This window comes from Planococcus sp. CPCC 101016, assembly GCF_007859295.1.
Lineage (GTDB): Bacteria > Bacillota > Bacilli > Bacillales_A > Planococcaceae > Planococcus.
This window is the reverse complement of sequence record NZ_VOHB01000002.1, coordinates 1851021-1868416: the sequence shown is the minus strand read 5'-3', so window position 1 is coordinate 1868416 and position 17396 is coordinate 1851021. Positions and strand designations below refer to the sequence as shown.

At 40.3% G+C, this 17396-nt stretch carries 18 protein-coding genes; 4 read left to right on the top strand and 14 right to left on the bottom strand.

Annotated elements, in window-relative coordinates:
* Nucleotides 1-212: 212 nt before the first annotated feature.
* The 5 genes from FQV26_RS08790 to FQV26_RS08770 all read right to left on the bottom strand — a co-directional run bounded on the left by FQV26_RS08790 (nucleotide 213) and on the right by FQV26_RS08770 (nucleotide 5500).
* Nucleotides 213-821, bottom strand: a complete 609-nt coding sequence (locus FQV26_RS08790; RefSeq protein ID WP_146557112.1) for a Type 1 glutamine amidotransferase-like domain-containing protein — start codon at nucleotides 819-821, stop codon at nucleotides 213-215.
* Nucleotides 822-950: 129 nt separating this feature from the next.
* Nucleotides 951-2471 carry a collagenase gene (locus FQV26_RS08785; protein WP_146557111.1) on the bottom strand — a complete coding sequence of 507 codons (1521 nt, stop codon included), beginning with the start codon at nucleotides 2469-2471 and terminating at the stop codon, nucleotides 951-953.
* Nucleotides 2472-2745: 274 nt separating this feature from the next.
* Nucleotides 2746-4107, bottom strand: coding sequence for a copper amine oxidase (locus tag FQV26_RS08780; RefSeq protein ID WP_146557110.1), 1362 nt, complete (start codon nucleotides 4105-4107; stop codon nucleotides 2746-2748).
* Nucleotides 4108-4218: 111 nt separating this feature from the next.
* Entirely contained in the window at nucleotides 4219-4941 is a 723-nt protein-coding gene (locus FQV26_RS08775) for an anti-sigma factor (protein ID WP_146557109.1), read from the bottom strand.
* A complete protein-coding gene (locus FQV26_RS08770) occupies nucleotides 4934-5500 on the bottom strand; it encodes an RNA polymerase sigma factor (RefSeq protein ID WP_146557108.1) in 567 nt (188 codons plus the stop codon). The genes FQV26_RS08775 and FQV26_RS08770 overlap by 8 nt, the downstream gene beginning before the upstream one ends.
* 409 nt (nucleotides 5501-5909) lie before the next feature.
* Here FQV26_RS08770 and FQV26_RS08765 point away from each other — a divergent pair, with 409 nt between their 5' ends.
* Complete coding sequence (locus FQV26_RS08765) at nucleotides 5910-6773, top strand: SDR family oxidoreductase (protein ID WP_186759696.1); 864 nt, start codon at nucleotides 5910-5912, stop codon at nucleotides 6771-6773.
* 64 nt (nucleotides 6774-6837) lie between these two features.
* Here FQV26_RS08765 and FQV26_RS08760 read toward each other — a convergent pair whose 3' ends face one another.
* From FQV26_RS08760 to FQV26_RS08745, 4 genes are all read right to left on the bottom strand, one after another.
* Entirely contained in the window at nucleotides 6838-7269 is a 432-nt protein-coding gene (locus FQV26_RS08760) for an Hsp20/alpha crystallin family protein (protein ID WP_146557106.1), read from the bottom strand.
* Between the two features lie 255 nt (nucleotides 7270-7524).
* Nucleotides 7525-8118 (bottom strand): class I SAM-dependent methyltransferase, encoded by a 594-nt coding sequence (locus FQV26_RS08755; RefSeq protein WP_146557105.1) that lies wholly within the window; start codon nucleotides 8116-8118, stop codon nucleotides 7525-7527.
* A gap of 220 nt (nucleotides 8119-8338) precedes the next feature.
* Complete coding sequence (locus tag FQV26_RS08750) at nucleotides 8339-9811, bottom strand: aldehyde dehydrogenase family protein (RefSeq protein WP_146557104.1); 1473 nt, start codon at nucleotides 9809-9811, stop codon at nucleotides 8339-8341.
* 28 nt (nucleotides 9812-9839) lie between these two features.
* Nucleotides 9840-10577, bottom strand: a complete 738-nt coding sequence (locus FQV26_RS08745; RefSeq protein ID WP_186759693.1) for an SDR family oxidoreductase — start codon at nucleotides 10575-10577, stop codon at nucleotides 9840-9842.
* 175 nt (nucleotides 10578-10752) lie between these two features.
* Between FQV26_RS08745 and FQV26_RS08740 the strand changes: the two genes are divergently transcribed.
* Entirely contained in the window at nucleotides 10753-11415 is a 663-nt protein-coding gene (locus FQV26_RS08740) for a TetR/AcrR family transcriptional regulator (RefSeq protein WP_146557103.1), read from the top strand.
* Between the two features lie 254 nt (nucleotides 11416-11669).
* Nucleotides 11670-11867, top strand: a complete 198-nt coding sequence (locus tag FQV26_RS08735; RefSeq protein WP_146557102.1) for a hypothetical protein — start codon at nucleotides 11670-11672, stop codon at nucleotides 11865-11867.
* 559 nt (nucleotides 11868-12426) lie between these two features.
* Here FQV26_RS08735 and FQV26_RS08730 read toward each other — a convergent pair.
* From FQV26_RS08730 to FQV26_RS08710, 5 genes are all read right to left on the bottom strand, one after another.
* Nucleotides 12427-12864, bottom strand: coding sequence for a PTS mannitol transporter subunit IIA (locus FQV26_RS08730; RefSeq protein WP_146557101.1), 438 nt, complete (start codon nucleotides 12862-12864; stop codon nucleotides 12427-12429).
* Nucleotides 12865-12906: 42 nt separating this feature from the next.
* Nucleotides 12907-14379 carry a PTS mannitol transporter subunit IIBC gene (locus tag FQV26_RS08725; RefSeq protein ID WP_146557100.1) on the bottom strand — a complete coding sequence of 491 codons (1473 nt, stop codon included), beginning with the start codon at nucleotides 14377-14379 and terminating at the stop codon, nucleotides 12907-12909.
* A 310-nt stretch (nucleotides 14380-14689) separates the two neighbouring features.
* Complete coding sequence (locus tag FQV26_RS08720) at nucleotides 14690-15289, bottom strand: TetR/AcrR family transcriptional regulator (RefSeq protein ID WP_146557099.1); 600 nt, start codon at nucleotides 15287-15289, stop codon at nucleotides 14690-14692.
* 184 nt (nucleotides 15290-15473) lie between these two features.
* Nucleotides 15474-15986 (bottom strand): DUF1648 domain-containing protein, encoded by a 513-nt coding sequence (locus FQV26_RS08715; protein WP_186759690.1) that lies wholly within the window; start codon nucleotides 15984-15986, stop codon nucleotides 15474-15476.
* A gap of 130 nt (nucleotides 15987-16116) precedes the next feature.
* A complete protein-coding gene (locus tag FQV26_RS08710) occupies nucleotides 16117-16524 on the bottom strand; it encodes a hypothetical protein (protein ID WP_146557097.1) in 408 nt (135 codons plus the stop codon).
* A gap of 147 nt (nucleotides 16525-16671) precedes the next feature.
* Between FQV26_RS08710 and FQV26_RS08705 the strand changes: the two genes are divergently transcribed.
* Nucleotides 16672-17358: a GIY-YIG nuclease family protein gene (locus FQV26_RS08705; protein ID WP_146557096.1), complete on the top strand. Its 687-nt coding sequence runs from the start codon at nucleotides 16672-16674 to the stop codon at nucleotides 17356-17358.
* Nucleotides 17359-17396: the final 38 nt, after the last annotated feature.

Genomic DNA, 17396 nt, shown 5'->3' with positions numbered 1-17396 from the left:
AACGTAAACATTACGTTTTAAATCATATCCTTTTAACAGTTTAAATGCAATCTCTTTTTTAACACTTTTGAGAATACATTTGAGCATACAGAGACAAATTTTATAATAAAAACAGCTTTCCTCCGATTTAAGAAGAAAGCTGGTGCTTTTGTTTTATACAATTCATCTCTTTGTTTTTAATTTATTGAGCTATAGTTCTTTATTCAATATTTTTACTTAATAATAAATTCATCATCTCTTAGTCTAGTGATTTTTGATTGACTCAAGGTTTCGAATTCTTTAATACGCTGTTCAATTGTTCTGCTTTTGGGGTCGAGAAATAGATCTTCCCTTTCATAATGGGGAAACAGTAGTTCTTCAATCATTCCTAAGGCGTTGAAGTTTTTCAGTTTTACTGTATTCATTTCAGGGGTGAAAAAATTTGCTATCTTAATATTTTCCCCTAAAACCATAGCGCCAGCACTTGCACCCACAAAGATAGTTTCTTGGTCTGCAAGTTCCTGAAAAATTTCGAAGCCCTCCCTTTTCTTTATCCAGTAGAGCAACTGAAAAGGGTTCCCACCATTAAGATAAATAACATCATACTGTTTGAGTGCTCTGGGATTATCAATCTCAAAATCAAAGAAATCGACTTGTGCTATACCCATATTCTCAAAATCCTTTTTTGTTTTAATTACATTCTTACTAAATTCTTTTTCCATTGATGCTGTAGTAATAATCACGGCTCTACTCATTGTTGCGGGATTTTGTAAAACCATCAAAAACTCCTTTTTAATTCGTTCAGTAGAAAAACCATTGGATGTAAGCAATATTTTATTCAAGTATATTCCCCTCTTTTCTTTTGTTTGATCTGAAAAACTGCCTATAGCCTATCTTGCACGCTGAGTACTTGGTTATGTATGAAACAAAAAAACAAAGACCTTGAAACTGTCTTTGCCTCTTCTGCTACTTTAAAAATCTCCTGGATATTCCTTGCTCAGCTTATCGGTAAGGTTCTTCAAGACGTATGAATTATAAATCCATTCATCCCGCAATAACTGGCGATATCCAGCCTTTGAATCCGGTGAATTGATTTTCTTGTATATGGTGACGAGATCTTCTTCATAAAAATAATATTCATTGTTCTGATTTGCTTTTTCTGCCTTTAAGGCAGCCTCCAACGATAACTGTGGATCAATCAGCAAATAAATTTCGGCAAGAAAAAACAGATCCTCAATTAGAAACTCTTCAGTCCCTTCTTCAATCTTTCTATTCAGTAAACCTGCAGCTTCCTCGAAATTCCCTTGATCCAGTTGCGCATCTACGAGAATCCATTCAGCGGCATCTATATCGTAGATGTCTCCCACTTTCTTTATTTCTGCTACTGTTTTTTGTACGCCTTCATACTCTTTCTTATCCAGCTGTTCATAAGCCAGGTCAAGCATCTCCATCATCTGATTTTGCTCCGCTATCATTTCTTCGAGAAAAAGGTCTTTATATTCTTCTATTTCCATATCAATCATCGCTTCCAGCTTTTTGTAGAACGCATCCGTTGACCGGGACTTCAACAATTCCGGAATGATGTCCTTCCCATGTGCCTCCACTAGAGATTGGACTGCCAAAAAACTTTGCGTATAAGGATCATAGACATCAGTCGCTGCGTTATCAAATTCCTGCTGGCTGTCAAGATCATGAAAATCGATTAATTCAACACTTTCCAGGTCATACCAGAAGTTGGATTCCTCTGCAAAATAATCAGCGATGCCTTCTTCAAACCAGGAAGGAATGCGTGTAATCGACAAGCCGTGCTGATTGGAAAAAAGATGGCTTTGGTAATGAGAGTATTCATGCACCAGAATCAGCTCCCAACTTTCATCCGTTGGTACGAGATGGATGCTTTTGTTGCCCAGATTGTAGTAACCTGCCACTTCTTCTGCGCCATAACCGGCTTCCAGTGAATCGTAATCCTCATGGAATTCGATCGTTAATCCACCTTCATCATTTGTGCCTAGAAATGAATTAAAAATTTCACGTTCCCGCTGAAGAACTTCATTCATCTTAGAAATTTCATCCTTATTCTTTTCAGAATAAAAATAGGTAACGCCATTTTTTTCAGTTTTTAATAGTTCAGCTTGGGAAGACACTTGAAAAAGAGTAGATGCAAACAGCCTGACTTTATCATTTTTAGACTGGTGTGGATCTCCCGTAGTGTAAACGACAAAAGAATTGATGACACCAACTAGAATGACCACAAAAGTTAACAGGATTGAATAAACCATCAATCCGACTGCTTCCCCAACATTCTGCAATTTCATAAATTTTAAACTGCCTTTGATGATTCCCATGATACTGGCAATAAAAAGAACCATACAGGTAATCAGGAACATCCCGGCTATCATGAATCCTCCAACTAGTCCTTGATTTAAAATTAGGAAATAAGCCAAATATGAAAATAATACAAGCGAAAAAATTCTTTTAAATATACTTTTCATTCGTACCCTCCGCTAATTTGATGTAAAAGAAGTACAGGAACACCCATATTACTACTCTGCATTAGCTAAAAATAGACCATTCAAAGTAATAAGTCCTTAATCTTTTCTATATATTAGCAGTTATCTGATCAAAAAACAGCTTTATATGGCAATTAATCTTTTCAGCTTTGTAAAATTTTTAGCAGAATGATTCCCACAAAAAAGAGACTGACCCTCAGCCTTTTTAAGACATTCAGGTCAGTCTCTTTAATTTTAAACCGTATTCATTCCGAAGTTACTGCTTGCGTGCACGCAATGCAAGAGTTGTTGTCAAACCTGCAAGCATTAGGCCAGCTAAGATCCATAGGTAAGGAATCGTACCTGAATCCGCTGTACCGCCCATACCTGTTGCAGGCATTTCAGATGGCATTTCCGTTGCACCGAATTCTTCTGGGAACTGGTCAACGATGGCTGCTGACAATCCAGCTGCCGGCATTGTCATATGTGCATACGCTTCACGAATCGAGCTGTACGCCGTCTCGTAATCGCCCGCTACGTAGGAATCAAATGCCGCCAGTAATTGTTCAACGTGTGCAGTTAATCCCTCTTCTAATGCATCAGCCGGAACGCGTCCTTCTGTTGCTGCATCTAGCAATGCTGCTTGTTCAACGATATAACTGTCCAAATCCGCTTTTGCTTGTTCTTGCGCTTCCGTATTGCCTTCACCAGTTGCTACGACGTAGTCCACAAAGTAGCCGATGTGCGAATTCCAAATTTCAGAAAATTGCGCTCCTGCTTCTTCTCCGTAGACAGAACCAACGGCTGCCGATAAATCATCCGCATTGGCCAGAAGTGCTGCAGACGCCTGTTCAAAGCTTTCCGCACCATCCGCACCGTCTTGCATCGCCATAGCTGCTAGTCCAGCATGCTCTGTAAATGTAGTGTTCAATGTAGCGCGAAGATCGATTGCTGGCGTATCCGGGTTAGTGTTATCGAATTTTTCTGGGAACTGGTCCGCAATGGCAATTGACAAGCTTTCAGCGAACATGCTCATGTGATGGATCGATTCACGTTCTCCAGTATAAGCTGCTTCAAAATCGCCTTCTACATACGCATCAAATGCTGTAAGCAATTGATCAACATGCATATTCAAGCCTTCCAATACTGCATCAGCTGGCAAACGGCCCTCCGTTGCTGTATCAAAGAAAGTCGCCTGTTCCTGTTTGTACTCTTCTAGTGAAGCAAGTGCTTGGTCTTTTGCTTCCTGGTTGTTTTCACCTGTTGCTACTACATAGTCTACAAAATAACCGATATGCGAATTCCAGATTTCAAGAAATGCCGCTCCGCCTTCTTCTCCGTAAACAGAAGTCACTGCTGCTGCAATGTCGTCAGAGTTGGCCAAAAGTGCCGCTGAAGCCTGATCAAAATCTTCTGCGCCATCCGCTCCTTTGCGCATTGTTTCAACAGCTAAAAATGCGTGCTCCGTCAATGCCGTGTCGAGTGTGATGCGCAATTCCGCTGCCGGAGTTGCCGTGCTGGATTCCATCGCAGACTCATTTGATGTTGAATGACTGCCGTGGCTGTCCGCCAGTGCGGCCGTCGGTACCAATAATGCAAGTGATAGTGGAAGTGCCAATAGACATTTGTTTAATTTCATATTAATCTCTCCTCTTTTTTTATAGTTTCATAGACATAACGGAGAGCGTTTTCATTTAGATCACTTTTTTTAAAATAAATAAATAAAAAAACTGACCGCATAAGCGGCCAGTTAAATTTCTGAGCTTAATACGACTTCACCTTCGGGCAATTCATTCCCTGTCTTAGGTTCAAGCGTAATAGCAATTGTGTCCCATTCATCCGAATTACTCTCTAGCTGATAATAGCTTGCTCCTTCGCCGTTCGGATTAGGTGAAAAAGCACCTGCCGGTATTGGCTTGCCGTCATTGATCAACCACACCTGATAAACTTGGGCAGCATCCAATTCAGCCAATTGATCTGCTTGTACGACAAGATTCACCGAACCTTCTTCTTCAAACATCGCCGCAGTTGCAGTGCCTGAAAATGTTTCAGTCGGCTGCAGTTCAACGGATTGGATCGCCGTTTCCTGAACAGCTTGCTGATCAGACAACTGCATGAAAGCATAGGCATTGCCTAATAGGGAAGCCAAAAGCACAGCCGCAATTAGCGGTTTCCACATTTGTTGTGCTTTGCTGCTCTTCTTGCGCAGCGGTATTGGAGACATCGCTGGATTTAAAGCAGAAGCCGGAGTATCATGTTCGTGTTCTTCTTCAAAAACATTGGACAGAATTCGCGCCTTCATACCTGCTGGCGGTTCCACCGGATCTGCAAGATAAGGGAGCTCGCCTGTCGCTTCTACTATTTCCTGGCATTCTGTACATGTTTCCATATGTTTTTCAAACTGCTGGATTTCGTTTGCCGATAGCGTTCCGTTTAGATAATCTATTAAACGGTCACAATCCATGTTAGTCATCATAAGCCCCCCTTTCCTGCATTCCGTGCAGTGATATTTTTAATTTTTTTAATGCCAGCCGGATTCGGCTCTTCACAGTCCCAAGTGGAATATCGCACATATCCGCAATCGTTTCATGTGTATGTCCTTTAAAATAGAACAAATCGATCATCTTTTGCTGTTCAGCTGATAAGCGTTGAACTGCTGTTTCAATTTGCCCTTTCTTTTCCTGCCATTCTACTTGTTGATCAACAGGTGCATCATTGCTGCTCATCTGAGCGGCCTCTTCAATGGGCACGGTCGGTTTTTTGTGTTTTCGTATCAAGTCAATCGCTGTATTCTGTGCCATTCTGAAAAGCCAAGATGTAAATTTCCCTTTGCTTTCATCGTAAACCCCTTTACCGCGCCAGATTTTAATGAATACTTCCTGCAACGCTTCCTCAGCCAGTTCACGGTCTTCCAGCATCTTATATAGAAAAGAAAATAGGATTTTTTCGTAGCGGTCGTATAATTGCTCAAGCGCGGCTTTATCTTGCTCGTTTATCCGCATATATAAACTTGTATCGGTACTTTTTTCCATCCCCTGTCTCCTTTTTTACATATTTCGTATTTCTACCATACTATACTTCCCGCTACAGGAAAATCTTTTCTTTTGTCAAGTCCATTGCCTACAGAAGGATTCATTGTCACATGGATTCTGCTCTTTTTACTATATTAGGCCATAAAAAATTATTTTTGCTCAATTTTCGATGCAGCAGAAGCAAAATAGCTTAGGCAATATTCGTTTCAAATGCTTATTCATTTTAATGCCTCGTATAAATATAAATAGAAGTAAAATATTCGCTCTTCCACATTACCAAAGAAAATATGGAAACAGCCATTATTTAACGCTTCTTACCTATAAAACGCATGAAGCGAGCTTTTAGTTCACTTTTTCTTGAAAATGGGAATACATCTATAAAAAGAAAAAAACGATGGGAGGAATCAGTATGATTTACAACATTACTGCTGCTACCGGTAATCTTGGCGTTAAAATTGTTGAAGAAGCGTTAAAATATATTCCCCCAAAAAATTTAGTGCTGACGGTACGTAACCCTGATAAAGCTGCACAGTTTCAAGAGAAAGGCGTACAAATTAAACAGGCAAACTACCGCTCTGAAAAAGCATTGGCAGCAGCATTTGACGGCACGGATGTCCTGATCTATATTCCGAGTTTGACTTTTCCAAGTGTCGCCCGCATTATGGAATTTGAAAATGCTATTGTCGCGGCTGAGAACATGGGCATTAAACAATTTATCTTTATTGGCTTCATGGCTGATCACGGCAATAATCCTTTTAAAATGAGCCCTTTTTTCGGTTATGTCCAGCGCCGCCTAGCATCCGGAAACGTTCCCTATACGTATATACGGAATGGCATGTACTCCGACCCATTGCCGCCTTACCTCGCAGAACTAGCCAAGCGGGGACAACTGCTTTACCCAGTGGCAGATCAGCGGATTTCTTTTATTTCCAGAAAGGATTTGGCAAAAGCCATCATGCAAATTGCACTTAGAGAAGATTTACACAATAGCGAGTACACGTTGACTGGCCCAAAATCCTGGTCAATGAATGAGCTTGCTGAATTATTGAGTGACATTAGCAGAACACCGATTATTTATGAACCTCTCAGCAATCAGCAATTTGCTGAGCTTTACGATGAACCAAAAGGCTTTGGGCCTATACTCGTCTCATTATATGAGGCTGCTGCAATGGGGTTAATGGCGGAAGTGACAGAGGATTTCGAACGCATTACAGGAGAAAAAGCTGAAGACCTATCAACTTATATTAAACGGGAATACCAGAAGCTTCTCTGATTCCAGCAAAAAGACCGAATAGCCATATTGGCTTATTCGGTCTTTTTCGGTACATTTTTTAGAGTTACTCAATCAGAATCTGATGACCTTCCTCTTTTTTCTTATCCTCTTTAGATTTAGGAACCTGCAGCGTTAGTACTCCATCTTTAAATGATCCGGAAATATCATTTTGTTCCACTTCCCCAACATAGAAGCTGCGCTTGAATGAACCATAGGAACGCTCTTTCCGGATATAATGGCCATCGTTTTCTGTCACTTCTTTGTTTTCTTCTTTCTTGCCTTGGAGCTGAAGATAGCCGTCTTTGTATTCCACTGAAATGTCCTCTTTTGAAAATCCAGGAAGGTCCACTTCTACTTCATAATGATCGTCGGCGTCTTTGATATCTACTGAAGGATAATTAGCTTCTTTAAAGAAACGGTCAAAAACGTCCATCTCAAAGTTGCTATTAAAAAGGCTCGGGAAAAAATCATCCCGTTTTCTTGGTAAAAGTCTCATTTTTCAAACTCTCCTTTCAGATTTCTCCGCAGTAGAATTTCAATTAACTTCTTCCCAGAAATCCGCTGTACATTAAATCATACAACCGATGCCTTTTCTTACACTGCCTATCCCTCCCTCAACTTCTGATTAAAGAAGTGTAAGCAAACACTCTTTCTAATAATAATTATAGAAATTAATAATACTTTGTCAAACGGGAAATCTTGTAGTTGCCGATAATTTGATACTAGTTTGCACCTCTAGTCGGGCAGGGAGTTATAGGGCATTGGTGCATTCAATGGTTAAAAATAAACCGCCATAATTAGAAGTTACTTTCTGTATATTCAAGCCTGATTGTTCTACCAGACCTAGGGTATTCCGATTCAAATGGCATCCGTCACAAAGCCTTCTCCAGATCGGCGTCAAAGCTTCCTGAGTTTGCCCTAAAATTTTCCGGTCCATTTTAACATGTTCAAACAATAGAATTTTTGCCCCTGGTCTGCTGACTCTGCGAATTTCCTGTATGGCCCGGATAGGATCCGGAATGGTGCAAAATACCAAAGTTGCCACAACCGAGTCAAAAGTATTATCTGGAAAGGGAAGCTCTTCCGCTATCGCCTGATACGTAAAAATCGGTATAGGAGATTTTTTAATCCGTTTAGCTGCCTGTTTACCCATCGCAGGATTTGGTTCAATGGCATCGACCCGATCGACATTTCTATAATAGCGAAAGTTTGCACCGGTACCAAAACCAATCTCCAACACCCTGCCTTGGGCTCTGCGGATAAGATCGGCGCGAATTTTCTCAAAATGTGTTTTTTCCACTGGCTTCATCGCTGCATCATATATTCGGGGAAACCACCCAGCCAATTACCTCAGCTCCTATCCTTTATTGCTTTCTAGTTTTAAATTCGACTTTTCTACCCTAATTTCCTTGTTACTGCCTGAATACCCGGTCCAGACAGCAGCTTCTAGTACATAGCTACTTCTTGATAATTATGAAAAAATGTTCGCTGGAACTAGCACCAATAAGCTTGTCAAACAAAAAAGACGGCACCTCAACTTACGAGGTGGCCGTCTTAACTAATGGTTATTTTTTGGTATTGTCTACAAATGGCCCATATTCTCTGCGCTGCTGTTGAACAGAAAGCCATTTTAAAGTAGTAAACTCTTCAAGCACCCATTCGCCGTTAAAGCGGCCGAGACCTGAATCTTTTTCGCCTCCAAATGGCATATGCGCCTCGTCATTGACCGGTTGATCATTGACGTGAATCATTCCCGTATGGATTTGGTGTGCAATATTCGTACCGTGCTCGATATTCGCTGAATGCACTGCACCGCTCAAACCAAATGGATAAGCATTCGCCATTTCAATTACTTCTTCATCGCTTTCGAAAGGAATCAAAATCGCTACGGGTCCAAAGATTTCATTTTCAGCAAGCGGCATATCATTGGAAACCCCAGTCAGAACAGTCGGTTCCAGTACATTGCCTTCGGCATTACCGCCCAGTCTTACCTTTGCACCTTGTTCGACACTTGCATCGATATCTTTGAGAATCCGGTCAACTTGATCACGGTTGATCAGCGGTCCTACCTGGGTATCCTGTTCGGCAGGGTTGCCGAACTTCATTTTTCCAGCACGGGTGATAAACTGCTCTGCGAACTCATCGTAAATGTCTTTGTGGACAAAAATACGATTGATGGCCATACAGATTTGCCCCTGGTGATAAAATTTACCGAACAATGCAGAGTCCACAGCCTGATCTACATTGGCATCCTCCAGTACGATAAAGTTATTATTGCCACCCAGTTCCAATGCTGTTTTTTTCAATGCGCCACCGGCCAACTCACCGATTCGTTTTCCAACTGGTGTTGACCCGGTAAACGAAATCAACCGCGGCGTTGGATGTGTGACAATATCATCACCGATTTCAGATCCTCTTCCGACCACTACGTTAAGTAGCCCCTTCGGTAATCCCGCAGCTTCAAAAATGCTTGCAAACAAAAGTCCACCAGTTACCGGTGTATCGGTTGCAGGCTTAATGACCACGGCATTGCCTGTTGCAAGTGCCGGTGCAATGGAACGAATGGCCAAGTGCAACGGAAAGTTCCAAGGGCTGATGATGCCGATGACACCAAGTGAATTCCGATATACACGGTTTTCTTTGCCTGCTTGCTGAGAGGGAAGAATCTTTCCCTCCATTCGGTAAGGAAAAGTAGCCGCCTCTTTCAAAATATTGATCGATGCACCAAACTCGACGGTCGCTTTAATGACAGTACTGCCCGCTTCTTTTACAAGCCATTCGATGATCAATTCTTTGTTTTCCTGCATAACTTCCAGCGCTTTCTCAATCACTGCCCGCTTGGTCTGAGGCAATTCTTTTGCCCACAAGACTTGCGCTTCAGCTGCCGCTTTATAGGCAGCATCCAAATCACCTTTATCTGCCGCCTGAGTCGTAACAAGTTCTTCTCCGGTAAACGGATTGGTATTTTTCATCTGGCTGTCGCTTGAACCTGAGATCCACTCACCATTTATATAAATCTTTGAAAAATCGGTCTTCATTTAGATCGTCTCCATTCTTGTTTTTTGTTTACGGCTGTTGTCTTGGACGAATCAAAATCTCATTGACATCCACATGTGCCGGTTGTTCTACTGAATAAGCAATTGCATTTGCAATATCCTGTGCTTCGAGCACTTTCATCGATCCACCTTTTTTCATAGCATCCAGTAAATCCTCATCTGTAATGGTATCAGTAAGTTCTGTCTGTACAGCACCCGGCGAAACAATGGTTACACGGATTTCATGCGATGGATCAATTTCCTGGCGCAATCCTTCTGAAATAGCACGGACAGCAAATTTTGTGCCGCTGTAAACTGCGCTTCCTTTAAATATACTGTGGCCTGCAACTGAAGAAATATTGAGAATGTGGCCGAATTTCTGCTTCTCCATAATTGGCAGAACAGCAGCAATTCCATAAAGGACTCCCTTGATATTCACATCGACCATTCTGTCCCATTCATCCACTTTCAATTTGTTCATAAATGACAGGGGCATTAAGCCAGCATTGTTTACAAGCACATCAATCTTCCCATTTTTTTCAAGAGCAGCTTCCGCCAATTCCTTCATCTCTTCTGAAGAAGTCACGTCGGTCACTTTGTATTCCGCCGTGCCTCCTGCAGCTTCAATTTCTTCTTTTAATTCCTTTAACCGGTCTTCTCGTCTTGCCGCTAGGACAACATGGTAACCTTTATCAGCTAGTTCTTTAGCGGTTGCCTGACCTATTCCGCTGCTTGCTCCTGTAATGATTGCAGTTTTATCCAATGTCATATTTTTCCCTCTCCAATCTTTTACTTTAGACGTTTTTTCATGAAACAGTCTAATATTATTTACGTCTTATCTCTTTACCCAATCGTCCTCTTAAGTTAAACAAAACTGCTTCAAAAATAGGCATCAATAGCTTACTTTCTTATGTTATAATTTTCACAAAGATGGAGGTGTTTTTATGCGAAAAATCTCACCAGAGGAACGGCAGCTCATGCGGAGATCCTATGCTGAAAAAATCGTGGAGACGGTCCGGAAAAAGGGCTTCATAACTTTGACGATTCAAGATTTGGCTCACTTAATGGGAATCAGCAGAGCCTCTCTGTATAATTTTTTTGCTTCCAAAGAAGACATCATCCTTGAGGTTACCGAAATTTACATTGACTATTTAAAAAGAACCAATGATTTTATCAGCAATCCCCGCTATCCATATAGCCAGCGAATGCCAACCGTCTTTGAACAAGCTGCTTTTTCAGCGGTCTATGCTTCAGAGATCTATTTGCATGAATTGAAAATGACTTGCCCTTCCTTGTATGAACGTAAAAAACAATTAGCAGACGAACGAATTTTGACTCTCCAAACTTTTTATGAAAACGGCATCATTGACGGAGATTTCAACCTCCTTAATCCTGCGTTAATAATTGCGCAAGACGATGCCGCTTTACGAAAAATCCTGAACTCCAACTTTTTAGCCGAAAAAGGGATGTCCTTGGAAGACAGCATGTACGGCTATTACAAAATAATGAAATACCGCACCTTTGCTCCTGCTTTATTGAAAACAAGCAAAGATCCATATATTGACAAAGTCGTTGGTGTTATTGTAGGACAGCTCAATAAAAAGTAATATTATTTAGTCGGTGCCGGAAGAAGCAAGAGCATTTTTTGAGCCTAATTTCCCCCTTAATAAGCTTTGTCACAAATCTGTGACAAAGCTTATTTTCTTCTAACAATAGAGGAACAATTTGGTTTCAATTATTAAACGGCTGGGAATAGAATTAGACAAGTACCAGGAGTTTATAACACCCGAAAAAATAGTTTCAAAATTCTGAACAATAGAATATAATTAACAGCAACTACCGAAAAAAGGAGATGGTTAATATGAACTTAGACTCAATAAAAGGCTCCAGCATGATTGTAAAAATGGCACGCATTCTAATGGAAGAAGGTTGGTTATTTACCCCAAACGAGTTTGACATCATTGTTAAAGCGGAACATAAAGAAACTGGAGAAGCCATCTCTTTTCATTCAATCGGAAACCTGAAAAGATGGATGTATGAAAAAGCATTAAGCTATTAAACATTACTTTGAAACAAATAAACCTAGCTGGCGTTAATGCCAGCTAGGTTTATTTTATGTACATACTAATGAACTGCTGCCTTTTTACATAATTCTGCATTAATGCCTTGCTGTTTTAAATTTTTGACAATTTCTCTTGCTGTTTTCATTTTTGGAATTTCATAAAATAAGGCTTTGCTCATTTCCATCAACCTCCAATGATTTTTCATAGTTTTAGTATACAGAGCAAATATGAACAAACTATTAACAAACAGAAGTTTTATAAAAAAAATTAATTGCGTCACTTATGCCTCTTTATGTAAGCTGTTTTTAGTTTATTGATTCAAAAGTTTAAACCAGCAGGCACCAAACTAAACGGTATCTGCTGGTTTTACTGTTTCATGTAATTCGTTGGCTCTACTGTTCCTCACAAACTTCGATCGCAGCGGCGTTTATCTCAGAACGTAACGATGACACCCTATCATCTTTATAAAAAATCTTCTCAAAGACTTTCTTCATATAATAGCACTCCACTAGTCAGCTTTACCTAGATTGCCGTATTGAATTGAAAGGATGCCGTTCAGCTTACATCGCTGAACAAATCCATTATTTCATCTTCCGATGTAGCATTTAGAATCTTGTAGATATTTTCTTCTTCCGAACAAACAATAGCAATATTTGAAAGGATCTCCAAATGCTCATTATTCTTGCCGGCAATGCCAATCAGGATTTTTGCAATATTGCCGCTGCCGAAATCGACTCCTTCAGGAACAGTGACGACTGAAATGCCCGTTTCCAATACATTGGCTTTGGCATCTTCTGTACCATGGGGTATAGCGAGGCTGTTTCCCATAAAAGTAGATGCCATTCCTTCCCGTTCCAGCATCTTGTCAACGTATGCGGAATCGACATAGCCATTTTCCACTAGAATTCCTCCGGTATAACGAATTCCTTCCTCCATTGTAGACAATGAGACATTCAACTTGATATTCTCTCGTTTTAATACTGCTTGTGCCATTTTCATCACTCCCATTTGTGTGTCATAATTTCATTTCAGCAGTTATTTTTTTAACCGTTGAGCCAGTTTATCGTATTCCGGACTGTTCATGAAATTTTCTACTGAAATGTGTTCGGCTTGCGGCAGTTTTTCTTTTGCACGTGGTGTTAGATCTTTATGGGTTACGACAATATCGGCATCATCCGGCAATTGACTGATGGCGGTATTGGTCACTGGAATATCGATATTCTCTTTTTTAAATTTATTTTTCAACAAAGAAGCTCCCATGGCACTTGATCCCATTCCAGCATCACAGGCAAAGACGACACGGCGTACTTGTTCTGCTTCTTTCATACCGGGATCTGAAGTAACCACTGCCCCTTCTTGCAATACCTCATTATCGGAAGTGGTTGTTGGTCCCTGTGCTGCTTGCGGAGCCAGATATCCCGCTGCTGCACTTTTCTTACCTTTCATTTCTTCCATCTTGCCGGTTGCAGCAGTTAAATCCTCTTCCACGTCTTTAGTAGTTTTGAGAACAACCGAAGCGATAGTGAACGAGACAGCTGCAGCGACAACTACTCCCAATACAACTCCGATGTAATTGCCTTGTGGGGTCAGGGCAAGCAGGGCAAAGATACTTCCGGGTGAAGGGGTAGCTACTAATCCAGCATCCAAAAGAACAAAAGTGAACACACCGCTCATCCCGCCACCGATAACTGCCAGAAGCAATAATGGCTTCATCAGAACATAAGGGAAGTAGATTTCATGGATACCACCGAGGAATTGAATGATAGCGGCTCCGGGTGCTGAACTTTTGGAAATACCTTTACCAAAAATACTGAAAGCCAATAGAATGCCAAGTCCTGGTCCTGGATTTGTTTCCAATAGAAACAAAATGGATTTTCCATTTGCAGCTGCTTGCTCCACACCAAGCGGACTCAATAATCCATGGTTAATGGCATTGTTCAGGAACAGTATTTTTGCAGGCTCGATAATAATGCTTGCCAGTGGCAAAAGTCCATTGTTGACGATGACTTCGACTCCGGCTGCCAGGCTATTGGTCAGCGAATTTACAATCGGTCCAACCCCTAATACCGCAATACCAGCCAAAATGGCACCTAAAATACCGGCAGAAAAGTTGTTATAAAGCATTTCAAATCCAGCACGAATTTTGTCCAAAAAAAGCTGATCGACTTTTTTCATCAGGTAGCCTGCAAGCGGCCCCATAATCATGGCACCGAGGAACATGGGGATGTCAGCACCTACGATAACTCCCATAGTAGCAGTGGCCCCAAGAACACCACCTCTAAAGTCATAAACAAGGCGTCCACCGGTAAAACCGATCAATAAAGGAAGAAGATACGTAATCATCGGACCGACCAATGCCGCAAGCGGCTCATACGGCAACCAGCCATCTGGAATAAATAATGCCGTTATTAACCCCCAAGCAATGAACGCACCGATATTCGGCATAATCATGCCGCTTAAATGACTGCCAAAACGTTGGATCCGTGCACGATTTTTACCTTCAGCCATGTGAATCCCTCTCTTCTGAAATTAGTTATGCTAAAAAGACAGGTAAAAAGCAAAAAAATTAATGCATAATGCAGTGAGGATGTCTGTATTCGTGTTAAAACACCTGCTATCACATCTTGTCTCACCCTTTCTATATAGAAGAAAAGTAATTTACGTGCAATAAGACTTTATTTAAATGGTAGCATATTCCCATCAAAAGATGTTAGTTTTTTCTGAATAATCAATTTTATTATGTCTTATGAACTTTCTTCTGCTAATACAAAAAGACCTGCAGCAAAGACGATTTATCCGTCTTTGCTGCAGGTCCTTTTTATCCACCAACATCTTCTTTACAGATGGTATTTAAATGATAGACAACCATCTTTCTTTGCTGTTCTTTAGTTGAATGGTCTGGCCTGACGATAGTATCTAAAACCATACCATCTAATAAATTGATCAGCCTGTCCGTCTCAAGTGGCACATCCAGACCCTTTTTTAGCAAATTCAATAAAATTAGATTCGACATGATGTTTTTGATTGCCTGTAATGCAACATCCTGTTGTTCCCGATATTCTTTCTTTTTATGAGCGCCATGCAGCTTGAAAATCAACCTTACCTTGGCTTCAGTCTCCAGTTCGTCCTTGCTCGGCAGAAATACCATTAGTACGTTAATAATTTTTTCCAATGGGCTCAGCTCTTCCTGAAAGATTTCGCTCGTTTTATCTGTCAATCGATCAAAAGCCAATGCTTCTGCAAAAAGCATAAGCTCTTCCTGTGATGAAAAATAATAGCGCAATGCGCCTAAAGACAACCCGGCCTCCTTGGCAATATTTCTAACTGATATGTCTTCGATTCCCTGTTGCAGCATGATTTTCCACGTGGCCTGTGCGATTAACTGTTTCCGTTCAGTAAGGTCAATTAGTTTAGGCATATTTCAATACTATCAGAATAATAATAATTTTCAAACTATTTAATACGACTGTATTAAAGCAATCTTAATTTACTTTATTTATTAGTACAGTTGTATTGTCAAAAAGTTAACAACTTTCAGAAATTGTGGATAACCATCATTTGCTGTGTGCAACTGTGGAAAGCTTGTTGAAATTGTCCCACTTTTAGTTTCTTAGCATTCTAACTACAAAAAATGTTATGGTGACAAGCACCACTCCCACGGAAATGGGCATAAAGAGCACTCCGATATCTTCGGAAGCTCCAGAAGCTATTTTCACATTTTTAAAACTGATAAAGCTAAATAGAATCAAGACTTCATTTTTCAATGTATGTACCATCAAACGGCCATTTTGATATTGGATCTCTGCATTTTTCTCCGTAAGATTCAGATAGTTATACCTATGCGGATATTTCTCAAGCACCGTCATACTGATCCATAATACAATTGCTATTATCGGTAAAATGAACAGCCCTTCTTTTCTATCCCAGCGATCGACATCCCCCGCTCTGTTATAATGACCTGGCACTTGATCTGGCAATGTCCCATATTGAAACAGCAAAAACACAAGCAGCAAAAAAAGGTCAGTAATGAGACAGCATTCAGAAACGTCTCCAGAACTGAGCCAGCTATCAATATGTTCGGTTTTTTCTTCAAAAAGCTCCCCTCCCCTCTTCAAGCATTTTTTAAAAATAAAATGAAACGCTCAGTAAAGAGATCTGTTCCTATTGGAGATGCGATCTTATTTAGAGGTCGATTACTTCGATCAATTGTTCATGGATCGCTACAAAATAATGTTCCATTATCGTTTAAATATCCCCATCTAAGAGATAATATTCTTGATCCGCTTTTTCAATGATTTCATAAAAAGCTTTTTCATCTTCTTCCACCCTACCCATAGCCAAAAATAAATGACCGATCTTATTGCCGTATTTTTTCTCGATTTCTGCATAATCTGCAGCACCGATTTTCTGAAGAGTATGGATTAGCTGTTCCAAAAAAAGTGGAAATCCTTGTTGTTCTATGTATTCTTGAGATCCATTAAGCAAACTCTCATGTCCCCCACTTTCCATTTCAGAATAATAGTGAAAAGCCATACAGGCTTCACTCCAAATCGGGTCTACAGCTAAAGGTCCATCTTCACTTATAACTTCAATAACCGCATTCCAAATTTCATCTGTTGTTTGTAACTGCGCCTTGCTCATCTTCACTTTCATTGATTATCCCTTCTTCCCTTCCAATATCATCCTTGTTAGTAAATAATTTTACATTTTTTGAACTTCTATCCTCTAAAACGCCTTTGCTTATACTATAATATAAATATCCAACTAATATATTACAATCCTCACGAGGAGGCATGGATCATGTTCAAAAAATTTCTAAATAAATTCACTAAAACTCAAGAACCTTCTGCCAAACAAGCCTTAACTTCTAAAATAGACATAGATAAAATTTATCTTTTTGAATCGAACCAGCAGGAGCTTGATCGAATCATCCAACTCCCTGTAATGACCGGAAAAGCTCCGGGCTATGTTTATTTTGTCCAAGAATACATGACCGGATCATTTAAAATTGGTAAAACCAAACACATCGACAGACGAATGAATGTTTTCAATGTAAAACTCCCTTTTGAAAACAAACTTATTTTCCTCATTAAAACAGCCGATCATCATCAGACTGAACTTGCCTTCCATCACCATTTTTCCGATAAACGCTTGGAAGGTGAATGGTTCAACCTTACGAGAGATGACCTGGCATGGATAAAAAAAGGATTCTACACCGAAGAAATCCATAAAACCATCAACTCCCCTTCTGCAGTGACAAAGCAGCTTACAGCCAACAAAGCGAAAGTTGAAGAAAAGCCCTTAACTACAAAGCAAATTGAATTTGCCAAAACCTTAATGCTGAAATTGGAGCAGAACTATGAGCTTAATTCGGAGTACGCAGAGTGGACACAAAAAGACTTGAACCGGTTGAGCGGATATTTCCGTTTTAAAAACATAGGTGCTTTGAATAATTTGGTTGATAGCGGTGTCTTGAAAACGAAGTAATGCCCTCATCTGCTAAATGTTTTAATTCTTTACGCCCC

Coding starts and splice junctions, on each gene's coding strand:
- FQV26_RS08765 (WP_186759696.1), top strand. CDS start 5,910: ATGATTTACAACATTACTGCTGCTACCGGTAATCTTGGCGTTAAAATT.
- FQV26_RS08750 (WP_146557104.1), bottom strand. CDS start 9,811: ATGAAGACCGATTTTTCAAAGATTTATATAAATGGTGAGTGGATCTCA.
- FQV26_RS08740 (WP_146557103.1), top strand. CDS start 10,753: ATGCGAAAAATCTCACCAGAGGAACGGCAGCTCATGCGGAGATCCTAT.
- FQV26_RS08745 (WP_186759693.1), bottom strand. CDS start 10,577: ATGACATTGGATAAAACTGCAATCATTACAGGAGCAAGCAGCGGAATA.
- FQV26_RS08775 (WP_146557109.1), bottom strand. CDS start 4,941: ATGACTAACATGGATTGTGACCGTTTAATAGATTATCTAAACGGAACG.
- FQV26_RS08780 (WP_146557110.1), bottom strand. CDS start 4,107: ATGAAATTAAACAAATGTCTATTGGCACTTCCACTATCACTTGCATTA.
- FQV26_RS08735 (WP_146557102.1), top strand. CDS start 11,670: ATGAACTTAGACTCAATAAAAGGCTCCAGCATGATTGTAAAAATGGCA.
- FQV26_RS08730 (WP_146557101.1), bottom strand. CDS start 12,864: ATGGCACAAGCAGTATTAAAACGAGAGAATATCAAGTTGAATGTCTCA.
- FQV26_RS08785 (WP_146557111.1), bottom strand. CDS start 2,471: ATGAAAAGTATATTTAAAAGAATTTTTTCGCTTGTATTATTTTCATAT.
- FQV26_RS08720 (WP_146557099.1), bottom strand. CDS start 15,289: ATGCCTAAACTAATTGACCTTACTGAACGGAAACAGTTAATCGCACAG.
- FQV26_RS08725 (WP_146557100.1), bottom strand. CDS start 14,379: ATGGCTGAAGGTAAAAATCGTGCACGGATCCAACGTTTTGGCAGTCAT.
- FQV26_RS08705 (WP_146557096.1), top strand. CDS start 16,672: ATGTTCAAAAAATTTCTAAATAAATTCACTAAAACTCAAGAACCTTCT.
- FQV26_RS08770 (WP_146557108.1), bottom strand. CDS start 5,500: ATGGAAAAAAGTACCGATACAAGTTTATATATGCGGATAAACGAGCAA.
- FQV26_RS08760 (WP_146557106.1), bottom strand. CDS start 7,269: ATGAGACTTTTACCAAGAAAACGGGATGATTTTTTCCCGAGCCTTTTT.
- FQV26_RS08710 (WP_146557097.1), bottom strand. CDS start 16,524: ATGAAAGTGAAGATGAGCAAGGCGCAGTTACAAACAACAGATGAAATT.